Source organism: Parascardovia denticolens DSM 10105 = JCM 12538 (assembly GCF_001042675.1).
GTDB classification, from domain to species: domain Bacteria; phylum Actinomycetota; class Actinomycetes; order Actinomycetales; family Bifidobacteriaceae; genus Scardovia; species Scardovia denticolens.
Genome location: NZ_AP012333.1, coordinates 558,184 through 579,741 on the forward strand (window position 1 = coordinate 558,184; position 21,558 = coordinate 579,741).

At 57.8% G+C, this 21,558-nt stretch carries 14 protein-coding genes; 9 read left to right on the top strand and 5 right to left on the bottom strand.

The window, feature by feature from the left end:
• Positions 1-28: 28 nt before the first annotated feature.
• Positions 29-682, top strand: coding sequence for a flavin reductase (locus PSDT_RS02355; RefSeq protein WP_006290594.1), 654 nt, complete (start codon positions 29-31; stop codon positions 680-682).
• Positions 683-1,029: 347 nt separating this feature from the next.
• A complete protein-coding gene (groL, locus tag PSDT_RS02360; protein ID WP_006289831.1) occupies positions 1,030-2,643 on the top strand; it encodes a chaperonin GroEL in 1,614 nt (537 codons plus the stop codon).
• Positions 2,644-3,121: 478 nt separating this feature from the next.
• Here the strand turns inward: groL and PSDT_RS02365 are convergent, their stop codons facing one another.
• The gene (locus PSDT_RS02365; RefSeq protein ID WP_006292078.1) at positions 3,122-3,412 is read right to left on the bottom strand and encodes a WXG100 family type VII secretion target; all 291 of its coding nucleotides are present in this window, start codon (positions 3,410-3,412) and stop codon (positions 3,122-3,124) included.
• A gap of 499 nt (positions 3,413-3,911) precedes the next feature.
• On the opposite strand from PSDT_RS02365, the gene PSDT_RS02370 reads away from it, so the two are divergent.
• From PSDT_RS02370 to PSDT_RS02385, 4 genes are all read left to right on the top strand, one after another.
• On the top strand, positions 3,912-4,640 hold the full coding sequence (locus tag PSDT_RS02370; protein WP_006292079.1) for a response regulator transcription factor: 729 nt from the start codon (positions 3,912-3,914) through the stop codon (positions 4,638-4,640).
• Positions 4,641-4,791: 151 nt separating this feature from the next.
• Entirely contained in the window at positions 4,792-7,341 is a 2,550-nt protein-coding gene (locus PSDT_RS02375) for a HAMP domain-containing sensor histidine kinase (RefSeq protein ID WP_006290589.1), read from the top strand.
• A gap of 412 nt (positions 7,342-7,753) precedes the next feature.
• Entirely contained in the window at positions 7,754-8,143 is a 390-nt protein-coding gene (locus tag PSDT_RS02380) for a cold-shock protein (RefSeq protein WP_006289835.1), read from the top strand.
• Between the two features lie 31 nt (positions 8,144-8,174).
• Entirely contained in the window at positions 8,175-9,194 is a 1,020-nt protein-coding gene (locus PSDT_RS02385; RefSeq protein WP_006289836.1) for a DUF3027 domain-containing protein, read from the top strand.
• Between the two features lie 74 nt (positions 9,195-9,268).
• Here the strand turns inward: PSDT_RS02385 and PSDT_RS02390 are convergent, their stop codons facing one another.
• Positions 9,269-10,234 carry a universal stress protein gene (locus tag PSDT_RS02390; RefSeq protein WP_006289837.1) on the bottom strand — a complete coding sequence of 322 codons (966 nt, stop codon included), beginning with the start codon at positions 10,232-10,234 and terminating at the stop codon, positions 9,269-9,271.
• 421 nt (positions 10,235-10,655) lie between these two features.
• Between PSDT_RS02390 and PSDT_RS02395 the strand changes: the two genes are divergently transcribed.
• Positions 10,656-13,244, top strand: a complete 2,589-nt coding sequence (locus PSDT_RS02395; protein ID WP_006289838.1) for an ATP-dependent Clp protease ATP-binding subunit — start codon at positions 10,656-10,658, stop codon at positions 13,242-13,244.
• A 234-nt stretch (positions 13,245-13,478) separates the two neighbouring features.
• Here the strand turns inward: PSDT_RS02395 and PSDT_RS02400 are convergent, their stop codons facing one another.
• The gene (locus PSDT_RS02400) at positions 13,479-14,897 is read right to left on the bottom strand and encodes an FtsX-like permease family protein (protein ID WP_006289840.1); all 1,419 of its coding nucleotides are present in this window, start codon (positions 14,895-14,897) and stop codon (positions 13,479-13,481) included.
• Between the two features lie 160 nt (positions 14,898-15,057).
• On the bottom strand, positions 15,058-15,840 hold the full coding sequence (locus PSDT_RS02405) for an ABC transporter ATP-binding protein (RefSeq protein WP_006289841.1): 783 nt from the start codon (positions 15,838-15,840) through the stop codon (positions 15,058-15,060).
• Between the two features lie 388 nt (positions 15,841-16,228).
• Here PSDT_RS02405 and PSDT_RS02410 point away from each other — a divergent pair, with 388 nt between their 5' ends.
• Together PSDT_RS02410 and PSDT_RS02415 are read left to right on the top strand one after the other, a co-directional pair.
• Positions 16,229-19,201, top strand: coding sequence for a family 49 glycosyl hydrolase (locus tag PSDT_RS02410; protein WP_006290587.1), 2,973 nt, complete (start codon positions 16,229-16,231; stop codon positions 19,199-19,201).
• Between the two features lie 225 nt (positions 19,202-19,426).
• On the top strand, positions 19,427-20,215 hold the full coding sequence (locus PSDT_RS02415) for an ion transporter (RefSeq protein ID WP_006289843.1): 789 nt from the start codon (positions 19,427-19,429) through the stop codon (positions 20,213-20,215).
• A gap of 11 nt (positions 20,216-20,226) precedes the next feature.
• On the opposite strand, the gene PSDT_RS02420 is transcribed toward PSDT_RS02415, so the two are convergent.
• A complete protein-coding gene (locus PSDT_RS02420) occupies positions 20,227-21,480 on the bottom strand; it encodes an aminotransferase class I/II-fold pyridoxal phosphate-dependent enzyme (RefSeq protein WP_006289844.1) in 1,254 nt (417 codons plus the stop codon).
• Positions 21,481-21,558 lie beyond the last annotated feature (78 nt).

Consider the following 21,558-nt stretch of genomic DNA (forward strand, 5'->3'; position numbering starts at 1 on the left):
CGCAAGAGGGGCAGAAGGAAATAGTCTGATGGGGGATTCCGCTACTATGGAGACCATGTTGGTTGAATACGGTACGCAGAAGTTGTATTACGGTTTTCCCGTTTTCATCCTCGGATATGAAGATGATAAACATGGGATGAACATCACGACCTGCACTTCCTCTTATTCTTTGCGCAATACGGTCAGTGTCGGAATGCTTTCGACCTCGAACGCCGCCCATCAAATGAAAGAATCCGGACGGTTCTCGATGAACGTCATCGACGAAGGCATGATGGCCGTCGCTGAATTCGCAGGAATAAAGCGCGGCGGAACCAATAAGGCGGGTAGACCGGGAACGGATAAGCTGCAAGAATCCGGAGTCGACTTCCAGGCCATGGAAGGCTTGCCAGTCCTTTCCCGCGCCCGCATCGTACTCTTGTGCGATGTCGTGGAGGTCCACGAATTCGATCAGGTGACCCATTTCACCGCATCGATTTCGAAAAGGTTGATTGATGATTCATTGCTCGACGAAAAAGGGCATTTCATTTACCGCGATTTTAACCCCGTGATTTACGAGGGTGACACCCGTCGTCGCATGTATCGGTTCATTGAGAATGGGGAAGAGGGACACGAGGATATCCTTCCTTTCGGCTCGTACGCCCGCGCCGCTCGGGGAAGGAAAGGCGAAAACCAGGAAGACTGATACGACTGGCTAAACAAGGATCCAAGCAGGATCAGTGATATCGAGAGAGCAGCTTGACGAGATTGAGGTAGTGGGCGCGACGAAGCCGAGAAGGTGAGGGAATCGAAGCTTGGCCTTATGAGAAAAGGATACCGAATAACGCCGTGCTGTACAAAAAATGCCAAATAATGCTGGGAGCTTATCTTTCAGGCGTTTCTTCCAAAAAGTTGGCAGTCGACCGGGGAGAGTGCTAATCTCATATTTAGCACTCGAGGCATGAGAGTGATAATTCGATAGCTGACGATCGGATTTAACCTTCTGCGCGGGTGATGACGTAAAAGCCATTGTTCAAGCAAAAAGAGGATAGTATGGCAAAGATTATCAAGTATGACGAGGAAGCCCGCCAAGGCATGTTGGAAGGCTTGGATGAGCTCGCCAACACCGTGAAAGTGACGCTGGGACCCAAGGGGCGTAATGTCGTTCTGGACAAGTCCTATGGCGCTCCCACCATCACCAACGATGGCGTTTCCATCGCCAAGGAGATCGATCTGGAGGATCCCTACCAGCGTATCGGCGCCGAGCTGGTGAAGGAGGTCGCCAAGAAGACCGATGACGTTGCCGGCGACGGCACCACCACCGCAACCGTTCTGGCCCAGGCTCTGGTTCATGAAGGTTTGAAGAACGTGACCTCTGGCTCGAACCCCATCGCTTTGCGTCGCGGAATTGAAAAGGCCTCCCAGACCATCGTCAAGAATCTGCTGGAGAACGCCAAGCCTGTCGAGACCAAAGACCAGATTGCGGCTACTGCGACCATCTCGGCCGGAGATCCCGAAGTCGGCGAAAAAATCGCCGAGGCCTTGGACAAGGTTGGCCAGGATGGCGTTGTCACCGTTGAGGACAACAATAAATTCGGCCTGGATCTCGATTTCACGGAAGGCATGCGCTTCGACAAGGGGTATATTTCCCCCTATTTCGTCACCAACGCCGACGATCAGACCGCGGTTTTGGAGGATCCTTACATCTTGCTGACCTCCGGCAAGGTTTCCAGTCAGCAGGACATCGTTCACATCGCCGACTTGGTCATCAAATCCGGCAAGCCCTTGCTGATCGTCGCTGAGGATGTCGACGGGGAGGCCCTGCCTACCTTGGTCCTCAACAAGATCCGTGGAACTTTCAACACGGTCGCTGTGAAGGCCCCCGGCTTCGGCGATCGTCGTAAGGCTATGCTGCAGGATATGGCGATCCTCACCGGTGCCCAAGTAGTGTCCGATGAGCTCGGTCTCAAGCTGGATTCGATTGATGACACCGTGCTCGGTCATGCTGCGAAGGTTATCGTCTCCAAGGACGAGACCACCATTGTATCGGGCGCTGGTTCGAAGGAAGATATCGCCGCTCGCGTCGCCCAGATTCGTTCCGAGATCGAAGCTTCTGATTCCGATTACGATCGCGAGAAGCTCCAGGAGCGTTTGGCCAAGCTCGCCGGTGGTGTCGCCGTCATCAAGGTTGGCGCTGCTACCGAAGTCGAAGCCAAGGAACGCAAGCATCGTATCGAGGATGCAGTCCGTAACGCAAAAGCCGCCATTGAGGAAGGATTGCTTCCTGGTGGTGGTGTCGCCTTGGTGCAGGCAGCCGGCGAGGCTGAAAAGAGCGTCAAGCTGGATGGCGATGAGGCTACGGGAGCCGATATCGTCTTCCGCGCCATCGAAGCCCCGCTCAAGCAAATCGCTGAAAACGCAGGCTTGTCTGGCGAAGTGGTGATTGACAAAGTTCGGACCCTTCCTGCTGGTTCTGGTCTGAATGCCGCTACCGGTGAGTACGAAGACCTGATGAAGGCCGGCGTGACCGACCCTGTGAAGGTGACTCGTTCCGCTCTGCAGAATGCCGCTTCCATCGCCGGGCTTTTCCTGACCACTGAAGCTGTGGTGGCGAACAAGCCAGAGCCTCCGGCCCCTGCCGCGGCTCAGCCTGATATGGGGTACTAAAGCGATTCCCATATCGTGAGGGTCTTCCAAGCCCCAAGACATTGAAGAAAATGCTCCTGGCGTACGGAGGCGCTTGCCCGACCAAGATGTGGCAAAGTTCTTCAGTGTCTATTGAGGCTTAAGGAGACAAAGAAAAAGGTCGATCAAGACATGCTCTTGGTCGACCTTTTTTCGTTCCGCTGTTTATGATCGGCATATGCTGGGAGTGGCGTGGATATCTGGATTGGTGCCTAAACCGGAAGCGACGGTGAGGCCCGTATTCGGGGGATATATTTGATTCAGGAGAAAAGGCTGGATATCGAACTATATGAGGTTAAGATTTCTGCACGAGGCAAGGTTCGAAGACAAAAGAGCATGCTGCCGCCTAGCGATAACTGAGAGATCCAGACGTATGATCTGGTTGATGGTTGGAGAGAAGTTAAAGCTAGGCGGTAGATGCTAGGGAACACAGATTCTTCAGTTTTCTTAGGACCTATGTTTAATGGGCGAAGAGCATCTGCGCATTCGTTTCAGCCTGTGCGTAAGTGGCGGATGCTTTGCTCATCGCCTGCTGGATGTTTTGCAGGGACTGTTCCATTTGTTGCTGTGCCGCGCGCCATTGCTCGATAAGGCCCGAGAATGAACTGGCTGCACTGCCATGCCAGACGCTTTGCAGGTCTTGCAGATTGGCGTACATGGTCCTTGTCGCATCCCGGATGCTTGTCACCGAAGTATTGACGGCGGCGCTGGCCGATTGGAGCCGGTCTGAGTCAACTCGATACGTTGCCATCATGACCTCCTTTCTTTTATTCGTTGCTGATGATGTCGCGATAGGAAGGACTTCCACCAGTGTGATCAGGGCTAGTGTCAATTCTCTTATCTTTATCTGTTGAGGCCCATCAGATATAAAAACGATAGAAGAGGATCACCGGTAAGAGCAAGCGAAAAAAGCAATGTGGTCGAATGTGAACAACACGCTTCATCTGGGGTGTGTTATCCACAATTAGAGGAAGTCGTTTCCCGTCAATACCCATCCTCTGATATTCGTCTTCTCACACACCTTTCGATATTCGCTTTTTCATCTTTGTCACTCTTTGCGCCTCCTTCATCCTTTCTGCCCCATCTCACCCTTCTTCGTTCTTCAATGTTCACCCCTGAATCCATCCTTGAACGAATTCAAAAAGAGATGAAGCCAGTAGAGTTCGAGAAGCTTTTTAAGAGTCCCCAAGGTACCTCTTCTTTCGGCTTTTTCCCAGAAAACTCCCAGCCCGGTTCGTAAAATGGGTACCATGACGAATAATTCTGAAGCAACGATTGTGGTCGTAGATGATGAACCCTCCATTCGGGAGCTGGTGTCAGCCAGCCTCCATTTCTCGGGTTTCGAAGTGAAAACCGCCGCGAGCGGTACAGAGGCGATTGACGTCATCACCAAAACGGATCCGGATTTGATCGTTTTAGATGTCATGCTCCCCGATATCGACGGGTTCACGGTCACTCGGCGGATTCGGCAGCAGGGGATCGAAGCTCCGGTACTTTTCCTTACGGCCCGTGATGACACCCAAGATAAGGTCATGGGTCTGACGGTCGGTGGAGACGATTACGTGACCAAGCCATTCAGCCTGGAAGAGGTCGTCGCGAGAATTCGGGCGATTCTCCGCCGGACTCAGGAACAAGTCGAAGACGATCCGATCATCCGGGTGGCTGACTTGGAAATCAACGAGGACTCGCATGACGTGACCAGGCATGGCCAGCTTGTGGAGTTGAGCCCCACGGAGTACAAACTTCTGCGGTATCTGATGGATAACGAGGGGCGTGTTCTCAGCAAGGCTCAGATTTTGGACCATGTCTGGCAATATGACTGGGGCGGGGATGCCGCGATCGTCGAGTCGTACATTTCTTATTTGCGTAAGAAAATCGATGGAATCACCTATCGTGATGAGGACGGGACCGAGCATAAAGTGACGCCAATCATCCAGACAAAGCGGGGGATCGGTTACATAATCCGCGAGCCCCGATAGAAGACAGGGCGACGACATGGCAGGCGTGCTCGCTCATGAATCGGACCGGTCGGACGTTCCAACATTTGATTACTTGGACCTTTGGTCGCAAAGGTGGACATCCGGCCTAAGAGAAGGCTCCAGGTTTGAGGCTCCAGACTAAGGACGAAAGATGACTAGTGAACCTTTCAAACAATCACGTTCGGAGGAAGAATCGTCTTCGGATAAGGTGAGAACCACCCAAGCCGCTGGAGCGTCAGATGCGTCTTCGGCGTCTCGACTCAATCTGGAAACAGAGAGTGAAGCCGGTCGGGAAGGCAGTCAAAAGCCTGAGCGAGAAAACCAACGGACTCAGCATGACCGGAATTCCCAAGGAGAATCCCAGGCTCAGCAGAAGAAACAGACCAAGCAGGTGAAACAATCCCAGCACGCCCAGCAGACCCAGTCTTCGCAGCGGGATCAAAAATCGCAAACATGGTGGGGTCGTTTCGGAGCTTGGCGGGATCGCCATAAACTTCGCTTGGATTACGTCCCTTTGACCGCGCGTTTGGTCAACATCGTCTTCATCATTCTGCTGATCGCTGGCGTCTTCATGACCATCGCGGCCCAACAACTCGTTTTCGGCGCCCTGATGAGTCAAACCAATACGCAGCTCCACCAGCAGGCGACATCCATCCGCAGCAATGTGGCCATGCTTCAGAAACAAGTCGCCCAGAGGAGCGATATTCTTAATTTCTCCCTCAATTCCGGTGGTTCAACGGGGCAGAAGAACGGCTCATCCGGCATCGGGCGGGAGGGGAGCGCGCCTGGCGCTGCGTCGGGGAACGATGATACGACCCAGGCTTTGAGGGATTTTCTTGATGCCCAGGAGACCAATATCCAGCCGGAGTATTTTCTCCAGATCCGGGATGCGAAGAACAACGTCCTCGCCACCCCCTTCACTGCCGTCATCGGGGACAATCTGATCGCCGTTCCCTCCTTGCCGGTTTCAGGGAAGACAAGTCCGGCTATAGTGGTCGACGGCAGCCCGGTCACCGTTCCTTCCCGGGTGAAGGTAATCAGCAAAAACTATACGGCAGAGAGTTACAATGCGGCGTCGGCCAATTGGCAGGTCATGGCGATCAGCATCAGGGATGCGGATTCCGGCAAGATGCAGTACATCGTCTATGTGGCGAAGTCGCTTTACTGGGTGAATGACGCGACTAATAAAGTGGTGCGTTATTTCAGCTTGGTCAGCCTCGCCGTGATAGTATGCGGGGCCGTCCTGTCTTTGGTGTCGATCCGGCGGGCTTTGCTGCCTTTGAAACGGATCGAGAAAACCGCCGCTCAAATCGCGGCCGGAGATTTGACGAAACGTGTCCCCCAAGCTCCGGTGAACACGGAGATCGGCTCCCTCTCCGCCTCTTTGAACTCCATGCTCTCTCGCATCGAGTCCAGCTTCAAAGGCCAAGAAGAGACCACGGAGCAGATGAAACGGTTCGTCTCCGACGCCAGCCACGAATTGAGGACCCCGCTCGCGGCCATCCATGGTTATGCCGAACTCTACAAGATGCAAAGGCAGACCCCGGGGGCTCAAGAGAGGGCTGACGAAGTGATTGATCGAATCGAGGCTTCGTCCACCCGCATGACTTCCCTTGTGGAATCCCTCTTGTCTTTGGCTCGGATGGATGAAGGGCGTGGTATCGATCTGGCCCAGAGGGTCCGGGTGGATCAGCTGGTGGAGGAGTCGGCTGAGGACCTGCATGCTTTGGACCCCCAGCGGAAAATCACGATTGGCCGTGTGGCGATTGACCAGAACGCCATGCTCAATGAGATCGCCGCCGTCACCGCTCAGAGGCAGAAGGGCGCGGCCGCGCAGGAAATCGAGTCGGAATCGGAGCATCAGAAGGGGCGGCGGCGCTCGGGAAGACAGGACAAGAACAGGTCGGATAAAAACAGGCTGGATAAGGGCCGGCAAGACAAGGCCGGGTATGACAAGACCCTGCAGGATGATATGAACGTTTGGGAGACCGCCAGGCAGGATCGGTCCCGGCAGACTATGGATGAGCCGACCCTCGTAGGCACGGATCGCCTGCGGGTCGTGGAGCCTGCTCCGGCGGAGATCACCATAGGCGGGGATCCGACTCGTCTGCGCCAAGTGCTGACCAATATCATCGGCAATATCCATCGATATACACCGGCCGATTCGCCGGTGGAAATCGGCGTATCCGTGGTCAAGGCCGTCACCAGCACCGGCGATCTCAGCAAATTCAAGCCTGTGGAAGAGACCCTCAACGCCTTCTTGGAAGATGTCGCCATCGCCAGGAAGACCCAGGCCGGCCGCGAATTCGTGATCATCCGCATCAGCGACCATGGTCCGGGAGTGGCTCCGGACAAGATACCCAAGATCTTCGAACGTTTCTACACGACTGACCCCTCCCGGGCGAGGCAAAAAGGTGGAAGCGGCTTGGGCATGTCCATCGCTTTGGCGGTGGTCAAGGCCCATCATGGTTTCATTTGCGCCAGCACGACCGATGGGGGAGGGCTGAGCTTCGCCATAGTCATCCCCGCCTCGCAGACCAGGGTTTTCCTTGACCGGAACGACCGGCTGGAACAGGGTACGTCCGTCGTCGACGCCCGGAAAAACCGGAAGGCGCAGAAGAAGCGGAAGAAGTTGGAGAAGCAAGAGGAAGAGAGTATCACCCAGATAGTCTACGGGGGACAGTCCTGCCGAGCCGATTAACCTGGGTGGATTAACCAGCTGCGTGGTTGCCTATAGCTGGCTGCCTAGTTGCCTATAGCCGGTATCTACAGTCGGTTGTCTGGTTGCCTATGATTGGCTGCTTGGTTGTTATCGGTCCCTTGCTGTTTATGGATTGACGAGGCAGCTGGGCTCTCGGCTTTGGAGGTCGGGCGGATAGACCCTTGTAGAATCCGCGAATCCATCCGGGTCAAAATGCGCTCGATGTAAAAAGTAAAGATATGAACGAACCAAGAGCGAGGTTCATCTCGGGTGAAATCCCTTCGAGGCGAGATCCCGCGGGGGCGAGAACCGCTAGGGGAGATACCGCGCATGGGGTGATACACGCCAGAGGCGAATATAGGTTCGGACTTGTAAAATGGATGAGACTCTTTGAAATGTGTGAGGTGGATAAATGCCCGCGGGTGAGATTCGTTGGTTCGATGCGAAAAAAGGTTATGGTTTCATCACCAGTGACGATGGGGAAGACGTCTTCATGCCGAAGACGGCTCTGCCGGCTGGCGTGACGACTTTGCGCAAAGGCGCCAAGGTCGAGTTCTCCCGTGTCGATAGCCGGCGCGGGCCTCAGGCGATGGACGTGGTCGTCCTTGGTCCGACCCCTTCTTTGGTGAAGGCGACTCGCCCGAAGGCCGATGACATGGCCATCATCGTGGAGGACTTGATCAAGCTCTTGGATTCAGCCGGGAATTCCCTTCGCCGCGGCCGTTACCCCTCGAGCCAGGAGTCGCACAAGCTGGCGACTATGTTGCGGGCCGTCGCGGATAACTTCGACGTACAGGAATAGCGTACAGTAATTACGTACAGGAACAGGATTCATGGGACAGGAACCGAATATCGAAGAAAATGAGGAGGTCCGTCAGCAGGACCCCCAGGAGCTCGCCCGTCGTGTGGCCTTGGAGGCTGCGGAAAGGCAGGAAGACGTCGGCCCCTTCCTCACCGCTCGTGATATGGGGGAGAATGTCTTTGATTATCGGTTCGTTTCCGATATCAAAGGGTATGAAGGCTGGCAGTGGTCGGTGACCCTTTACCATGATCCCGAGCTGGGGTCGTGGACCGTCGACGAAGCGTCTTTGCTCCCCACGGACCAATCCTTGCTGGCTCCTGACTGGATTCCTTGGAAAGACCGCATCAAGCCGGAGGATTTATCCCCCACCGACGTCTTGGGGACTCAGGCGGACGACCCTCGCATGGAGGATGGTTTGGGCTCGGGGGAGGTTTCCGAGGAGGAAGGCGATCAAGCTTCGGGACAGGCGGAAAGTCAGGTTTCGGACCAGGAAGAGGACCGGGCCGAAGCCGTGGAGTCGTTCATGCTTTCCCGGCGTCATGTGATGACGGCCCAGGCGAGGGAAGAGACCGCCCACCGTTGGTACAATGGGCCTCATGGTCCGAAATCCTTGTCGACCCAGGCGGCGGAAGGCAATGTGTGCGAGACGTGCGCTTTCTTCATCCCCCTCCAAGGCCAGCTGGGATCCATGTTCGGCGTCTGCGCCAATAAATGGAGTCAGGATGACGGGCGGGTGGTCTCTCTGGACCATGGCTGCGGCGGCCATTCGGAGATCGAACCTCCCGAGCCGACCGAGCTGTGGGTGCAATCGGACCTTCGTCTTGACGATTCCACCGATATAGAAGTGGTCCCCCAAGTCCGCCGGGACGAGAACGATGAGGTGGAAATCATCGAGGAATCGGAAACCGAAGATGAGGACTCTCAAAACCAAAGCGAAGAGTCCCAGGACGAGACCTCCACGGAGACGGTTGGGGAAGCCTCCTCTGAAAAGACCGACGATTCGGCGGCGGATGATGAGACGAACGCGTCATCATCAAAGACTGAAGCCTGACGGGATCGACGATCTGGTCACCTGGATCAATGGACCAATGAGCCAATGGTCCGATGAATCGATGAGCCAATGGATCAATGCACGATGGTCACCGTGCAATGGGCGCTATCCAGCAGTTGCCGGCTGACGGACCCCAGAACCATGGCATCCAAGCCATGAAGCCCGCGGGAACCGACGATCAAACGATTGGCGTAACGGGACGCGCGCAGAAGCCCTTTGACCGGATTGATGTGGAAGGCGTGGGGATGGACAGCGATCGCCGGGTCCAGATGGGCGCGACCCACTTCGCTTTTGACGAATTCCTGGGCATAACCTTCCGCCTCCTCCTTGGAGGGGACCGCATGGGTGCGGTCGGCCAACTCCGCCAAGCTCTTCATCCGCCAACAATACAAGACATGAAGAGGCCGGCCGCTCGCCTGGGCTTCTTCGGCCGCGAAAGCCAATGCCCGTTGGGAGACGGGCGATCCGTCGATTCCGACGACGATTGGCATAACCGTATTCCCCAACATCTGGGATTCGGCCGCCAATTCATCGACAAGCTGGGGGTCGGAGCCGTTTGGAGAGAGGGCGTTCTCAATGGATTCCTCTTCATCGACTTCCGGGACCGCGTCAACGCGAACGATGGTCACGGGTACCGACGATTTCTCCACCAGAGAGTCGGACATGGAGCCCAGGAACCAGCGGGCCAGGCGATTCAGGGAACGGCGCCCCACGACGATCTGCTGGGCGTTCTTGCCGAGGGTGAGCAGGGCCGTGGACCCGGCCGCATGCACTGAAGTGAGGGTGAGCTTATCCCGGTCGAATTCGATTCCCGCGCTCGCCTTGGTCGCCCATTCATCCAGCTCCATGGTGATCAGTTTGTGGATTTTGGCCCATTCGGCGTCAGTCTCCGGGCGCTCTCCCATATCCCATGAATGGGTCCAACCATAGACCGCATTCACCTTCTGTCCGGTCGTGACCGCTTCCTGCAGGGCCCAATGAAGGGCAGCGAAGGACTCGTCCGATCCGTCAACCCCTGCAACGATATCCGCTAGTTCCATGGTCCCTCGTTTCCTATGCTCTGTTGATTTTCCGTTTGTTCTCTGAAACTCCCTGAGGCCTTCTTAAGTTTTCCGAAGCTGCCCGGAACCTTCGGGCGTCTTCCGGAACCTCCCGCTGGTCTCCTTTTAGGGGATTCTCATGGGAGGCCTTGTTTTCCAGTCTAGTCGATTTGGTCAAAGACATGCATGAGTCCTTATAGCTTTCATAGGTTTTACTCACACGAGTGGCCCGCTTCGCAACTTGTGATGAGAGGGCAACTTGCGATAGGAAGGATAGGGATGGCAGAGAGGAAAATCTTGAGCCGGGTCGGCGCAACTTTTTGCGTCAAGGGCTGAATCGGCAAGAGGGAGGGAAGAAGTATCCCAATGAATCGGTATAGTTGGGTGTAGTTATTTTCGTGACTGAATGAGGAAATAATTTATGTTTGAACGTTTTACCGATAGGGCCCGCCGGGTCATCGTGCTTGCTCAGGAAGAGGCGCGAGCCTTGAAGCACAATTATATTGGCACTGAGCACCTCCTGCTCGGCCTCATCCGTGAGGGTGAAGGCGTGGCCGCCAAGTCCCTGGCCTCCAAAGGCGTGGAGCTTGACGCCGCCCGCCAACAGGTGGAAGAGATGATCGGCAAGGGCTCCGCGGCCCCTACAGGCCACATTCCCTTCACCCCTCATGCCAGACAGGTCTTGGAGCTGTCCTTGCGGGAGGCCCTGCAACTGGGGCATTCCTATATTGGCACGGAACATATCCTTTTGGGTCTCATCCACGAAGGCGAAGGGGTAGGGACCCAGGTCCTAGTCAAGATGGGGGTGGACATCGCCAATCTGCGCACCACCGTCATCGATTCCATTCGCGATACCAGCGCCGGCTCTTCTACCGGTCAGATGGCAAATTCCGGCGGTGTGGCCGATAAGACCAACCGGTCCGGATCCTCTCTTCTGGACCAGTTCGGCCGTAACCTGGCCCAGGAAGCGAAAGATGGCAAACTCGATCCGGTCATCGGGCGGAGCAATGAAATCGAACGCGTCATGGTCGTGTTGTCCCGCCGCACTAAGAACAATCCTGTGCTGATCGGCGAACCTGGCGTAGGTAAGACCGCCGTGGTAGAAGGCTTGGCCGAGAAAATCGTGGCGGATGACGTTCCGGAGACCTTGAAAGACAAGCAGATCTACGCTTTGGACCTGGGCTCCATGATCGCCGGCTCCCGGTACCGGGGGGATTTCGAAGAACGCCTGAAGAAGGTGCTCAAAGAGATCCAGGTCCGTGGTGACGTGGTCCTCTTCATCGACGAGATCCATACCATCGTTGGCGCCGGTTCCGCGGATGGGGCCATGGGCGCTTCGGACATGCTCAAGCCCATGCTGGCTCGCGGCGAGCTGCAGACCATCGGCGCCACCACGACCGAAGAGTATCGCAAGTACATCGAGAAGGACGCCGCTTTGGAGCGCCGTTTCCAGCCCATCCAGGTTGCGGAACCAACCATCGCGGAGACCATCGAGATTCTGAAAGGCCTGCGCAAGAAGTACGAAGACCATCATCATGTGACCATCACCGACGAAGCCATCCAGGCCGCCGCTGAGCTGTCTTCCCGGTATATCCAGGACAGGCATCTGCCCGACAAGGCCATCGACTTGATCGATGAGGCTGGCGCCCGCCTGCGCATCAAGAGGCTGACGGCCCCCAGCGCCTTGAAGGAGCTGGATATGAAGGTGGCCAAGGTCAAGGCCGACAAGGATCAGGCCATCGCCGACCAGGACTTCGAGAAGGCCGCGTCTTTGCGCGACGCCCAGGAGAAGCTGGAGCAGGAACGCAAGGATAAGGAGAAGTCTTGGCGCGAAGGGGAGTCCGACGTTTCCATGGTGGTGACCGAAGACACCATCGCCCATGTGATTTCCTCCTCCACCGGCATCCCGGTCTTCAAGCTGACCGAGACCGAATCCAAGAAGCTTTTGGGCATGGAGGACGCCTTGCACAAGCGGGTCATCGGCCAGGATGAAGCCGTTTCAGCCTTGGCCCGGTCCATCCGCCGCGCCCGCGTGGGGCTGAAGGATCCCAAGCGTCCTTCCGGTTCCTTCATCTTCGCCGGACCTACCGGCGTGGGTAAGACGGAGCTGGCCAAGGCCTTGGCCGAGTATCTCTTTGATGATGAGGACGCCCTCATCCGCGTGGACATGTCCGAATTCGGCGAGAAGTATTCCACCTCCCGCCTCTTCGGCGCCCCTCCCGGATACGTGGGTTATGAGGAAGGCGGCGAGCTGACCGAGAAGGTCCGCCGCAAGCCCTTCTCCGTCATCCTTTTCGACGAAATCGAGAAGGCCCACCCCGACATCTTCAACACCCTCCTGCAGGTCTTGGACGATGGTCATTTGACCGACGGTCAAGGTCGCAAGGTGGACTTCAAGAACACGATCATCATCATGACCACCAACCTGGGCACCAGCAAGATCTCCCAGGCCCAGAACACCGGTTTCAACCTGGGTGGGCAGACGGAGACCTCCTACCAGCGCATGAAAGACCAGGTCCAGTCAGAGTTGAAGGGGCAGTTCCGTCCGGAATTCCTCAACCGCCTGGATGACATCATCGTCTTCAAGCAGCTGACAGAGCCGCAGGTCCGCCAAATCGTAGACTTGGATGTGAAGGCTTTGAATGACCGGCTCTTCGAACGCCATATGACCGTGGAATTGACCGACAAGGCCAAAGACCTCCTGGCCGAGAAGGGCTTCGATCCGCTTCTGGGCGCCCGTCCTTTGCGGCGCGTCATCCAGCGGGATATCGAAGACGCCATCTCCGAGAAGATTCTTTTGGGCGACCTCAAGGAGAATCAGGAGATCGTGGTCGACGCCGAAGGCGAAGGCATCCTTGGGGAATTCACTTTCACCAGCAAGCCTTACGACCAGGCCCTCGCCGCCCAAGACCATGACGGGCAGGGCCAGGGCGATGCCGAACAGGCTCAGCGAGAACCCGACCAGACCGTGGACGAGGTGGATGAGGGAGCCATGCCGGCGGTCAACTAAGCAGCTGAGAAGACGGCATTCGGCTGCGGGATCCTTTGCCTGTGATCCTCCGTCTGAGGGGTTCCGGCTCGCGATTGTCGGGTTCACCGGCAGGCATCGGCAATTGGCTTAAGATCATTGGCTCCCGTTGGTTAATGGTCGCTAGCTTGAGTCAGCCGAATGAGAACGAAAACAGGACCCGGGGATGATTCCTCGGGCCCTGTTTTTCTTATTTTCCAGTCTTCCCCTTCCGCCTCAGTCGTCCTGGCGGACCATGCGGGCGGAGACCTGGCGGGAAGCGATTCGGGAAGCCATGCCGCCGAAGATGACTAGGGCGACGCTAGCGGCGACCATGAGCAGATAGGAAGGCAGGAAAGTGGGGGAGACCATCGTCTGCATTCCGGCGGTACTCAGGAGCAGAAGGCCCAGGATGGTGCAGATGATGGTGACCATGAGCAGGGGGGTGACGGTTTCCACCCGCCGGGCCTTGTCCAGCACCTTGCGGTCGGCCCCTTCCATGGACAGGCTCAGATATTGGTCGGCCTGGTCGTAGACCATGGCGCTTTGGGTGACCATGGCGGAGACGGAGGCGAGGATGGAGACGAAGGCCAGGGTCAGTCGTCCGCCGGTCCCGATGTCAAGCATGTAGATCTGCATCGCCTGGTCGTAGGAAGGTTTATTGCTTCCTCCGGCCGAGGTCACTTCGGCGGCAGCCGCGATGGCGCAGACGAACACGGCGAGTCCGACTCCGGCACTGGACCTCCAGGCTCGTTTGGGGTCGTCGATGAGGCGACGCAGGCCAATCAGCCATGAAGCGTTGATGGGGTGGAGGACGAGAAGTTTGGCGAAAAGCGAGATGAAGAGAGGGGCGATGAGGTTGATGACACCGACGATGATGGAGACCCCGGCGACGGCGATCAGGACTTTCCCGAGCATATCTTGGCCGCCACCGGCCCGGCTGGTGAAGATGAAGACGACGAAGGCGAGGAGGACGGCCCCCACGGCGATGCGGGCTTTGCTCATCTGCGGGTTGCCGACCCTCATGCTGGTCCCCAGGGGGCTGATGTTCACCTTGCGCAAGGAGACCAGGGCGGAGAGCATGCAGATGAGGGTGATGGCGACGACCGCGGCGATCATGATGGGGAAGCCGACCCAGAGCTGGCTGAAGCTGAAGGGGAGTCCTTGGAAGACGATGAGGCGGACGAGGGGTATGCAGGCCAGGTAAAGCAGGCAGCCGAGCAGGGAACCGATCAGGGCCTGCCGGGCGCTTTCCATGACGGTCAGGAGGGTGGTCTGGGCCTGCGTCGCCCCCGCCAGACGCAAGGTGGACAGGCGGCGGTCCCTTCGGCGCAGGGTCAGCCGGGCCGCATGGGCGGAGAGGGTGGCCAAGGGGGCGATGATCAGGGCTATGGCGATGCCGGCGTAGATGATGTAGGAGCTGGCCATCTCTTGGGTAATCGGGTTCGTGAAAAGGGTCTTGGCTTCCTGCGACCGGATGACGAAGGCATGGAAGCCTCCGATGACGGTGAGGAAGATCCCCATGGAGACGGTGAAGGCGAGGATGGCCAAGGCGTTGATGCGGCGGTCGTCTTTGGAAGAGCGCATGAGGCTGTTGGCCAGACGGAAGCTGATCAGGGAAGACCCTGAGGATGATTGTTTTTGTTCGGTGTTCATGGTGGCTGCTTTGCTCGATTGGGTGGTGTTCGGTTGGCTGATATTCTATTGGTTTATAGCCAGTTGGTTGATGATCTCTTGGTTGTGCTCTGCTTTGCTTGGTCTGTGGCGTCCGGTTCATGGACGACTGGTCGCGCCTGGCCTGGTCTCCCGCTTTCCGCTACAGGTTGAGGATTCGGCCGTCCTGCATGTGGATGGTGGTTTGGCAGGCATGGGCTACGTGAGGGTCGTGGGTGACCATGATCAGGCTGGCCCCGGTCCTGGAGCACCAGGAAGTGAGCAGGCTGATGATGCTTTCCCCGGTCGCTTGGTCCAAGGCCCCGGTTGGTTCGTCGGCGAAGACGATGGACGGTTTGATGACCAGGGCCCGGGCGATGGAGACCCTCTGCCTCTGGCCGCCGCTCATCTCGCCCGGGCGGTGTTTGGCTAGGGTCTGCAGGCCGAGCAGGTCCAGCCAGTTCAGTGCCGTCTTCATGGCTTTTCCGTAGCTGATCCCGTCCAACATGAGAGGGAGGGCCACGTTTTCCTGGGCGCTCATCTCTTCGATCAGCTGGCCCGATTGGAAGACGAAGCCGAAGTCCGACCGGCGCAGTTTGGTGCGGTAAGAGTCGGACTCTTTGGCTAGGTCCCGGCCTTTGTAAAGGACGGTTCCCTGGGTGGGAGGGAGGATGCCGGCCAGCACGTGGAGGAGGGTGGACTTGCCGGAGCCCGAAGGGCCCATGATGGAGAGGCTGCTTCCGGGCAGGATGTCCAGGTTGACGTGGGAGAGGGCCTGGACCGACCCGTTCAGAGAGTCGGCGTCCGAGGCGGGCGAAACGCCTTCACCCTTGCCGTCCATACTCTTGCCGTCCTTGCCTTTGCCCTTGCTTTCCGATTCCAGATGGTATTGCACGGAGACGTTGCGGGCCATGAGGACCGGGGCCATGTCTTGATTGATGTTCATGTCTGCACCTTTCTTGTCGTGAGATTTTCACGATACTTCGGCGAGGTCTTCGCCCTTGTCGCGCCGCGGCTGACCTTTCGTGGATATCCGCTCGCGAGCTGTTTGCATGCTTTCAGTCTAGAAGGGTCTTGCAGGCGAATCTATGGGGGTTTACCCTGAAAATTCCCTTAAGGGGTAGAGGATTCTTAGCCTTATAAGGGAGGGGGGGGAGTATGCGAGGGACGGACGGAGAGGGGGCCGACACGCCATCAATGTCGCAAGAAATCAGCAATAATAAAGATAATTTACAAAAATTCTTGCAAATTTGCAGAGATATTTCCGTTTTCTCAGATTCTGACAGAAAAGCTCATTACAATGGCCCTTCGTGAGTACACATAGCGAAGTGGCTATGACTGTGGCCACACATATGAAGAAAACAGTCAAAAAATCCCTGGTTTTCCTGGTATCACTGGGTCTCGCAGGCGGCATGGCCTCCCTGGCCAACCCCGCCTCGGCCGTCGCCGCCTCGAAAGCCCCCACGTCCGTCGCGGCCCCCGTGGCGGCTCAGTCCAGCCCGACCAAGCCGAAAGTGGCCGACACCCCCACCCTCAAGACCTGGTGGCATGCCGGCGCCTTCAAAAGCGCCGGCCCGGCCATCGCCGCCAAGCAGGTCAGACAGTCGCCCTTCTACTCGGCCAGGGTCATTGAAGCCGGAAAGCCGCGGAAGGTCTATGATTCCTTCACCTATCTGAGCGTCCCCCGCAACGGGAAAGGCAATGACCGGAAGCCCGGCTATACCTCCACCGATGGGGCCGAATTCGCTTCCGACGCCCACATGACCATGTCCTGGACCAGCTTCGAATACAGCGAGGACACCTGGGTGAACGTCAGCCTGACCACCGGCCAGAGGGTCTCCTCCGTCGACCAGGTGACCATCCGTCCGCGCAGCCTCGCCTTCAAAAAGAAGCTGGTCGACGACCACACGGTGGCCATCAAGGTCCCCGCCTCCCGGACCGGCTACCGCTTCTCCGTGGAATTCGCGCCCCAGGTGCGCATGGTCTACGCCGACGCCAAAGACGGCCTGACCATCAAAAAGGCAGAAGGCAAACGCCGGGTGGAATCCGAGCCGCAGAACGCCATGCTCGTCTTCGCCCAGCCCCTCGTCGCTTCCTCCTCCACCCTCATCCCGGCGGACAAAGGCAAGACCCTCTATCTCAAGCCGGGGCAGGTCCCCAACCTGGACGACACCAAGGCCCAGGTCCTCTACTTCAAGCCCGGCACTTACTGGATGGGATCCCAATACAGCGCCCTGCTCCCCGCCAACGTCAAGTGGATCTACCTGGCTCCTGGGGCCTACGTCAAAGGCGCTTTCCGCTTCCGGGGCGGTCAGCAGAGGCTTTACAAGGTGACCGGTTACGGCGTCCTTTCCGGCGAACAGTACGTCTACGAGGCCGATACCGAAGGCGGCTACGACCATCGGGCGGCGAACAAGGACAACTGCCACTCCTCCTGCGTGAAGATGCTCCAGTTCGAATCCACCAAAGGGCTTGAACAGAAGCTGACCTTGCAGGGGGTGACCATCAAGGAGCCTCCTTACCATTCCTTCGTGGTCTATGGGGATGAGGACTCCTTCAAGATGGACGTGAGCGACTATCAGCAGGTCGGCAGCTGGTATTGGCAGACCGATGGCCTGGAGCTTTACAAGGGGTCCCGGATGCGGCACACCTTCTTCCATTCCAATGACGACGTGCTCAAGCTGTATCACTCGGACGTGAGCGTGAGGGACACGGTCATCTGGAAGAACGAGAACGGCCCGGTCATCCAATGGGGCTGGTCCCCCCGCAACATCGACGGGATCACCGTCGACGGGACCTCCATCATCCATAACCGCATGTATTTCAACTCCGTGGGCTACAACACCTGCATCTTCAACTCCTCCTCCCATTGGGAGGATATGAACTCCACCACCAAGGCCGACCCGTCGACCACCATCAGGAACCTGACTTTCACCAACACGACCGTGGAAGGCATGACCAACTGCGCCATCAGGATCTACGCCCTGTCGAACACGCAGAACGTCCGCATCAAGAATTTCCATGTGGACGCCTGGAACGGCCAGCCGTACACCTTGCAGCAGAACGTGCTCAAACTGTTCACGAACCCGCAGGGCAAGGCCGTGACTCTGGGCGGGCCGGAGAAAGGGGCCAAAGGTCTGATCCTGGAAAACTACACGGTAGGCGATGAGACCATCCGCAAGGCCGGGGACAACTGGGCCATCGCGGAACCAGGCCGGATCAACTTCGACCCGGCCACCTGGGACATGTGGGACGCCGTGGCTTCCAAGGAGCCGTCCGGCCAGGTCCCCAGCCTGACCGTGAAAGGTCTGACCGACGGATCCGTGGTCGCCTCGAGGACGGTCCATGTGTCCGGCACCACCAACGCCGGCAAAGTCGTGGCGGACGTCAACGGCAAGAAGACGGAGCTGCCGGTCTCCCAAGGCTCTTACGCCGGGGACCTCACCCTGAACCTGGTGGAGAACCGGGTGAGGATCACCGCTTACGGGGATAAAGGGGCCAGCGCCTCGCAGAGATACTCCCTGACCGCTTACGGCAACCTGGTCGGCTCCTTGAAGGACCCTCAGGGTGATGATGACGGCGACGGCGACTACATCTATCCGACCGACGGGGCCTTCAACAAGGGCAGCTTCGACCTGACAGGGGTCAAGGTCTACCGGGACGGGGACAAGATCTGCCTGGTCGCCTCCATGGCCGGGGACGTGCGCAATCCCTGGTCCGCGAACCAGATGAGCACGCAAAGGCTCAATTATTATCTGTCCGACACGGCCGTGGCCGCCGCTCCCGGCGACCAGGCCGCCACGACCACCCCGCTCCTTCCCGGCACCAATACCAACGCGGCCGGAGCCTGGCGGTACGCCGTGGTCGTGGACGGCCGCAACGCCGACTCCCAGTATGGCCCTGGCGTTTACGACAAAGACGGCAGGAAGCTGGGCGGGATCGACCTGGACGTGGTCGGCGGCAGGCAGGTCGTCGCCTCCTTTGACGCCTCCCTGCTGGGGGCTTTCGACCTGGCCAAGGCCGGCTATCAGGTCTCCATGTACTCCTCTTCCGAGGATGGCGAAGGGGTGGGCAACGTGCGCCCCGTCTATTCGCTGGATTGCCACAAAGGGGTCACCTGCCCGGCCGGCACCGGAGACTACCGCTTCGGCGGCGGCCGGGGAGAAGTCTCCGACAAGTCTCCTTTCGACACCGACCTGACCGACAGCAACGCCATCGATGCCGTCACCGGGTCCACCGACCAGCATGCGGTCATGAAGCCGGTCGAAGGCGGGCCAGTCCTGCCTTACGTGGCATTGGACAAGTAGATCGGACAAAGCAGGCGGATAGCCTTCGCCTTCTGTTCTGCATCAGGCAAAAGAACCGTCTGACCGGACTCCGGGGTGAAATCGCCCGAGCCCGGCCGGGCGGTTCTTTTCGATTCCGGCCTCGCCGCAAACCGCTCACCAGCCCGGCTTGACACGTCAAGACCGCGGATGCGGTAGAGTTTCTACTAGAGGCATCGCTGGATGCAGCGTTGAGGATGGTGGCAGATGGCAAACAATCTCCTGCATGAGATCTCGGATGACGACGTCTCCGAGGATGAATCGGATGAAGTCTCCCCTCGGAGCCTGGGACTGCGCCGCCAGCTTTATACCATGCTGTATGGGCGGAACAAAGTGGCCGTGCTTTACGGCCAGGTGATGACGGCGATCATCGCCATCTGCCTGGTCCCCTTGTGTTTCAAGCAGACCTGGACCATCTTCTCAGTCATCGAGATCAGCTGCACGGTCATCTTCATCATCGATTACGTCGCGCGCTGGGTCACGGCCGACCTGCGTCTGGGCAAAGGCAGGGTCTCCTTTTTCATCTATCCTTTCACCCCCATGGCCATCATCGACCTCCTGTCCATCCTGCCCACCTTCCTGGGCCTGGACTCCGTCTGGCGCTCGCTGAAGGTCCTGCGCCTGTTCAGGACCATCCGCGCCTTCAAATTCATCCGCTATTCCAAGAGCATGCGGGCCTTGGCCAGGGTCCTGCTCAAGCAGAGGGAATCCCTGATCGCCGTCTTTTTGTTCGCCATGGGCTATGTTCTGGTGACCGCCCTGATCATCTTCAACGTGGAGCCGCAGACCTTCCATACCTTCTTTGATGCTTTGTATTGGGCCGTCGTCAGCCTGACGACCGTGGGTTATGGGGACCTGTATCCGACCACGGATGTGGGCAAAGCCATAGCCATGATCTCCTCTATCATGGGAGTGGTCGTCGTGGCCATGCCTTCCGGCATCATCACCGCTGGCTTGGTGGACGAGCTGAAAAAGGAATCCCATCGCATGCTTTAGGCCCGCGACCCCTACTGGCGGTAGGTGCTGAGGAAGTCGGCCAGCTTTTCCCCGGCCGCGGTCAGGGTCCGCCGGTGGGACAGGTAGACGATGCGGAAATGATCGGGCTTCGGCCAGTTGAATCCGGTCCCCTGCACCACCAGCACCTGCTTTTGGAAGAGGAAGTCATAAGCGAACTGCATGTCGTCACGAATGTTGAACTTCTTCAGATCCAGCTTGGGGAAGATGTAAAAGGCGGATTGGGGTTTGACCACGCTGACGCCGGGGATCTCCTTGAGGATGTCGTAGATGCAATCCCTTTGCTCGTGGATCCGTCCGCCCGGGCGCAGGTATTCCTCCACGCTTTGATAGCCGCCCAAGGCGGTTTGCACGATGGATTGGGCCGGCACGTTGGAACAGAGGCGCATGTTGGAAAGCATGTTGATCCCCTCCATATAGTCCCGGCCCAGGCTCTTGTTGCCGGAGATGACCATCCAGCCCACGCGGAAACCGGCCACCATGTGGGACTTGGACAGGCCGGAGAAAGTGACGCAGAAAAGGTCGGGGGCCAGGGAGGCGATGGATACGTGTTCGGCCCCATCCATGGTCAGACGGTCATAGATCTCATCGCAGAAGATCATGAGCCCATGCTTGCGGGCCAGGTCGACGATCTGCTCCAGAACCTCCTTGGGATAGACGGCCCCGGTGGGATTATTGGGGTTGATGACCACGATGGCCTTGGTCTTGTCGGTGATCTTCCTCTCCATGTCGGCTATGTCCGGGTACCAGTCGGACTGCTCGTCGCACAGGTAATGGATGACTTTCCCTCCGGACAAGGTGGCGCAGGCCGTCCAGAGCGGGTAGTCGGGGGCGGGGATGAGGATCTCGTCACCGTCATCCAAAAGGGCTTGCATGGCTAGGTTGATCAGTTCGCTGACCCCGTTGCCGGTATAGATGTCTTTGATGTCCAGGTTGGGGATTTTCTTCAGCTGACAGTATTGCATGATGGCTTTGCGGGCGGAGAAGAGGCCACGGGAATCCGAGTAGCCTTCGCTTTCAGTCAGATTGCTCATCATGTCGTGAATGACCTCGTCGGGGGCGGTGAAGCCGAAAGTCGCCGGATTGCCGATGTTGAGCTTGAGGATCTTCTTGCCGGCCTCTTCCATACGGGCGGCCTCCTGCACGACCGGCCCGCGGACGTCATAGAGAACATTGTCAAGCTTGGAAGATTTCTGGAATTGCCGCATCGTCGCCTCGGTCCTCGTCGTGCTTTCGCGCATTCTCATGCTTGTGATAAATCTCAGGATACCAGGAGGACGGCAGAGAATCGATTATGCTGGCGAAGGAAGGGAGGGTCTTCGGGC